Source organism: Trebonia sp., from assembly GCF_030042015.1.
GTDB lineage: Bacteria > Actinomycetota > Actinomycetes > Streptosporangiales > Streptosporangiaceae > Trebonia.
Window position 1 is genome coordinate 1 of the sequence record NZ_JASIAL010000464.1, and the last position, 3,587, is coordinate 3,587.

At 70.9% G+C, this 3,587-nt stretch carries 4 protein-coding genes; 3 read left to right on the forward strand and 1 reads right to left on the reverse strand.

Annotation, left to right across the window (positions count from 1 at the left end; translation table 11 throughout):
- Positions 1–45: 45 nt before the first annotated feature.
- A complete protein-coding gene (locus Q1N79_RS24765; RefSeq protein ID WP_300612945.1) occupies positions 46–1,653 on the forward strand; it encodes an FAD-dependent monooxygenase in 1,608 nt (535 codons plus the stop codon).
- Positions 1,650–1,874, forward strand: a complete 225-nt coding sequence (locus Q1N79_RS24770; protein WP_300612947.1) for a hypothetical protein — start codon at positions 1,650–1,652, stop codon at positions 1,872–1,874. The genes Q1N79_RS24765 and Q1N79_RS24770 overlap by 4 nt, the downstream gene beginning before the upstream one ends.
- Here the strand turns inward: Q1N79_RS24770 and Q1N79_RS24775 are convergent.
- The gene (locus Q1N79_RS24775) at positions 1,871–2,731 is read right to left on the reverse strand and encodes an SDR family NAD(P)-dependent oxidoreductase (RefSeq protein WP_300612949.1); all 861 of its coding nucleotides are present in this window, start codon (positions 2,729–2,731) and stop codon (positions 1,871–1,873) included. The genes Q1N79_RS24770 and Q1N79_RS24775 overlap by 4 nt on opposite strands.
- 310 nt (positions 2,732–3,041) lie before the next feature.
- On the opposite strand from Q1N79_RS24775, the gene Q1N79_RS24780 reads away from it, so the two are divergent.
- A partial coding sequence (locus tag Q1N79_RS24780; protein WP_300612950.1) for a hypothetical protein occupies positions 3,042–3,587 on the forward strand: 546 nt, incomplete at its 3' end.

Below are 3,587 nucleotides of genomic sequence, written 5' to 3' on the forward strand. Positions count from 1 at the left end.
CCACGTGACGCCGAGTACTTTGATCGCTGACCGCTGCAGGCTTCGATGACCGTCGAGCACCTTGGCGTCGTGGTCGTCGGCGCCGGCCCCGCGGGCTACGCGGCGGCCCTCGGGCTCGCCGAGCTTGGGGTCGCCTGCACGCTTGTCGAGCAGCACATGACCGTCGCGGCCGGCAGTCGCGCGACCGGGATCTCGCGCCGGACCCTGCAGTTGCTTGCCCGTTCGGGCATCAGCGACGAGGTGATGCGGATCGCGATACCACAGCGGGGCAACCAGGCCTTCTATCGCACGGCCGAGCTGTTCCTCGACCGGTCGCCTGACGAGCCAGGCAAGTACCCGCGGGTCGTCAACCTCAAGCAGGACCTGTTCGAGGAGATGATCGCGGCGGCGGTCCGCGCGCAGCCGCTGATCGACCTGCGCTGGGGTCACCGCGTCGACGGCGTGGGCCTGCAGCCCGATGGCGTGTCGCTGAGCGTCACTGCCGAGGACCGCGAGCTGGCCGTCAAGGCCGACTGGCTGATCGCCTGCGACGGATCACGCAGCCACGTGCGGCGCGAGCTGGGACTCGCGCTCCAGGGGGTTCGCTACCAGACCCGCTTCATCGTCACCGACGTCAGGGCGAGGCTGGACCTGGAGCCCGGCATCCGCCGGATCTGGTTCGACCCGCCGTCGAACCCGCAAGGGACCGTGATCATGCATCAGCAGCCACACGACCTGTGGCGGATCGACTTCGGCGTCCCCGTCGACGAGCAGGTCGACGTCGCGCTGAGTCCGGACGCGATCCGCGGCCGGGTCGACGCCCAGCTGCGGATGCTCGGGCTGCGGTCCGGCTGGGAGATCGTGTGGTCGGGCGACTACACCGCCAGCGGCGCCAGCCTCAAGAGCTACCGCCACGGCCGGGTGTTCTTCGCCGGCGACGCGGCCCACCTCGTGCCGATCTTCGGCGGCCGCGGCCTCAACTCGGCGGTCGAGGACGGCTTCAACCTCGCTTGGAAGCTCGCCTCGGTGATCCGCGGCGGTGCCGGGGAGGCATTGCTTGACACCTACTCGCTCGAGCGCGCCGAAGGCACCCGCCAGAACCTCGCCAAGGCGGGAATCGGAGCCGAAGTGATCGCCGCGTACTCGCCGGGCGCACGGCTGCTGCGCCACGCCGCCCTCAGCCTGATGGCCGATCGCGAGCCGCGCCTGAAGAGCCTGCTGAACCACCGGACGTCGGATGCCAGCGTCTATCCGCGGTCGCTGCTCGACATGGGGGTTCCGCCCGGCGGCGAGAGCCACCCGGCTGAGCACGTGGCCGGCGACGCCCTGGTCCGCTTCGGCGACGGCCGGACCGGCTATCTGACCGACGAGCTCGGAGCGGGCTTCACCGTGCTGGAGGTCGACGAGCCGGCTGTGCCGCCCGCCGAGCCTGTGGCGGCGGACCCGCCGCAGGGTCCGGCCGAGTTGCTCGGGTTGCCGCTGCGCCGGCTGCGCGTCAGCCTCGTGCACGAGCAGAGCGGCGTCGGCGAGCCCGGTCTCAGCCGGGGCCGCTACCTCCTTCGGCCCGACCGCTACGTGCTGGCGCACCGGGATGGCGAGGGCATCGACGATGTGCTGACGGCGGTCGCCGCGCTGGCCCGCGCACCCGCGATCGCCGGCGAGACCGCGACATGAACGCCGAGGACCTGGACCGGGTCTACGCCGCGCTGGCGCAGGCGCTGACGCGGGTGCCGCCGGCCGAGAGCGAGATGTTCCTGGCCCGCCTGGTGCTGCTGCTGATCGTCGCCTGCGACGATCCCGGCGCCGTCGCGCTGGCGATCGCCGACGCCGAGGCGGACCTGTCCGGCGCGGGAGCCGCGGGCGGGACCCGACCCCATGAGCCGCCGGATCGCTAGCTGGCCGGCTCGGACGCGAACGCGGCCGCGGCGACGTGGACCGACATCGTCCCGCCGTCGGTCAGCACCGTGGCACCGGTGACGTAGGAAGCATCGTCGGAGGCCAGGAAGGCGGCGACTGCCGCCTGCTCGGCGGGAACCGCCGCCCGCCGCAGCGGGATCACCGAGGTTGCCCGGTCGTATGCCTGCTGGCCGGTCATCCCGCTGGCGTCGGCGATCTTGAGGATCACCCGGGTCGCGTTGCCTGTCATCGTCCAGCCCGGGCAGATGGCGTTGGCCCTGATCCCGAGCGGCCCGTAGTCGACCGCGAGCGACCGGGTGAACGCCAGCAGCCCGGCCTTGACCGTCTGGTACAGGGTGTTGCCCGGCGTGGAGGACAGGCCGCCGACGGATGAGAAGATCACGATCGACCCCTTGCGCTCGATCAGCTCGGGTAGCGCCGCCCGGGTGGTGATCACCGCCGTCTGCAGATTGACGTGCTTGCCCGCCGCCCAGCCTTCCGGCGTCGTTTCGAGCAGCGTCGCCGAGCCGATGTCGCTGCCCGGACAGCAGACAAGGACGTCGAGGCCGCCCCACAGCCGCACCGCCGTGCCGACCGCTAGCTCCGCGTCCTCGACGACCGCCGCGTCCCCCTGGACCGCGACGCCGCCGATCTCCCCGGCCACTCGCCTGGCGCCGTCGGCGTCGACGTCGAACACGACGACGTTCGCGCCCTCGGCCGCCAGCCGCCGCGCGCAGGCCTCGCCGATGCCGTTGCCCGCACCCGAGACGAGCGCGCTGCGGCCCGTGAACCGCGGCCGCTCGACGGCGATCCGGTGCAGCCGTGCCGCCAGCTCGTCGTTCGCTCCGATCGACACGTCTGCTGCCCTCCAGGGGTCAGCGCCGCGGGCGCTGACGACAGTTAGAATACCGGTGGTATTCTAACTCGGCTCGGCGAGATCCACGGAAAGGTCCGCGGCGGTGGCCGCAGTCACGGGGCTGAAGCTCGGCGTCCGCCGCTCTTTTTCTATCTCCCGAACGATCCCGGCCGACTCCGTCGGCTTACCCGGAACCAGGGCAGGTCGCAGGCCTCCCTGGCGGCGTGCTGCCGCGAGCGGAATTGTCGTCGCATCGGCGCATGATGAGGATACTGTCGAAAGTACAGACGACTACTGAGGGGTTTGGAAGATGTCGGCGCGCGCTGAGGTCAACCCTGAATTGCTGGTGTGGGCTCGCCAGCGCTCTGGCGTGGCCTTCGGGGAGCTGACGCGGCGGTTCCCGCGGCTGGCCGCCTGGGAGCATGGCGAGCAGCAGCCGACGCTGAAGCAGCTTGAGAACTTCGCGCAGGCCACCCACACTGCTGTCGGCTTCCTGTTCCTGCCGTCTCCGCCGAAAGAGCGAGTCCCGATACCGGATTACCGCACGATCGGCGACACGGGCGTCCGGCAGCCGAGCGCTGATCTGCTCGACACGATCTACCAGTGTCAGCAACGCCAGGACTGGTACCGGGACTTCGCGATCGTGACCCACGAGCGGCCCGTCGAGATTGTCGGGTCGCTCACGACCGCCTTCCCCGCGGAAAGCGCCGCCGAGACGATCCGCACCGCACTCGGCTTCGAGGTTGAGGAGCGGGGTTCCTCCCGGTCCGATGCACTCCGCATCCTCATCGGGCAGGCCGAGAGGCTCGGCTTTCTGGTCATGGTCAACGGCGTCGTGGGAAGCAACACGCACCGC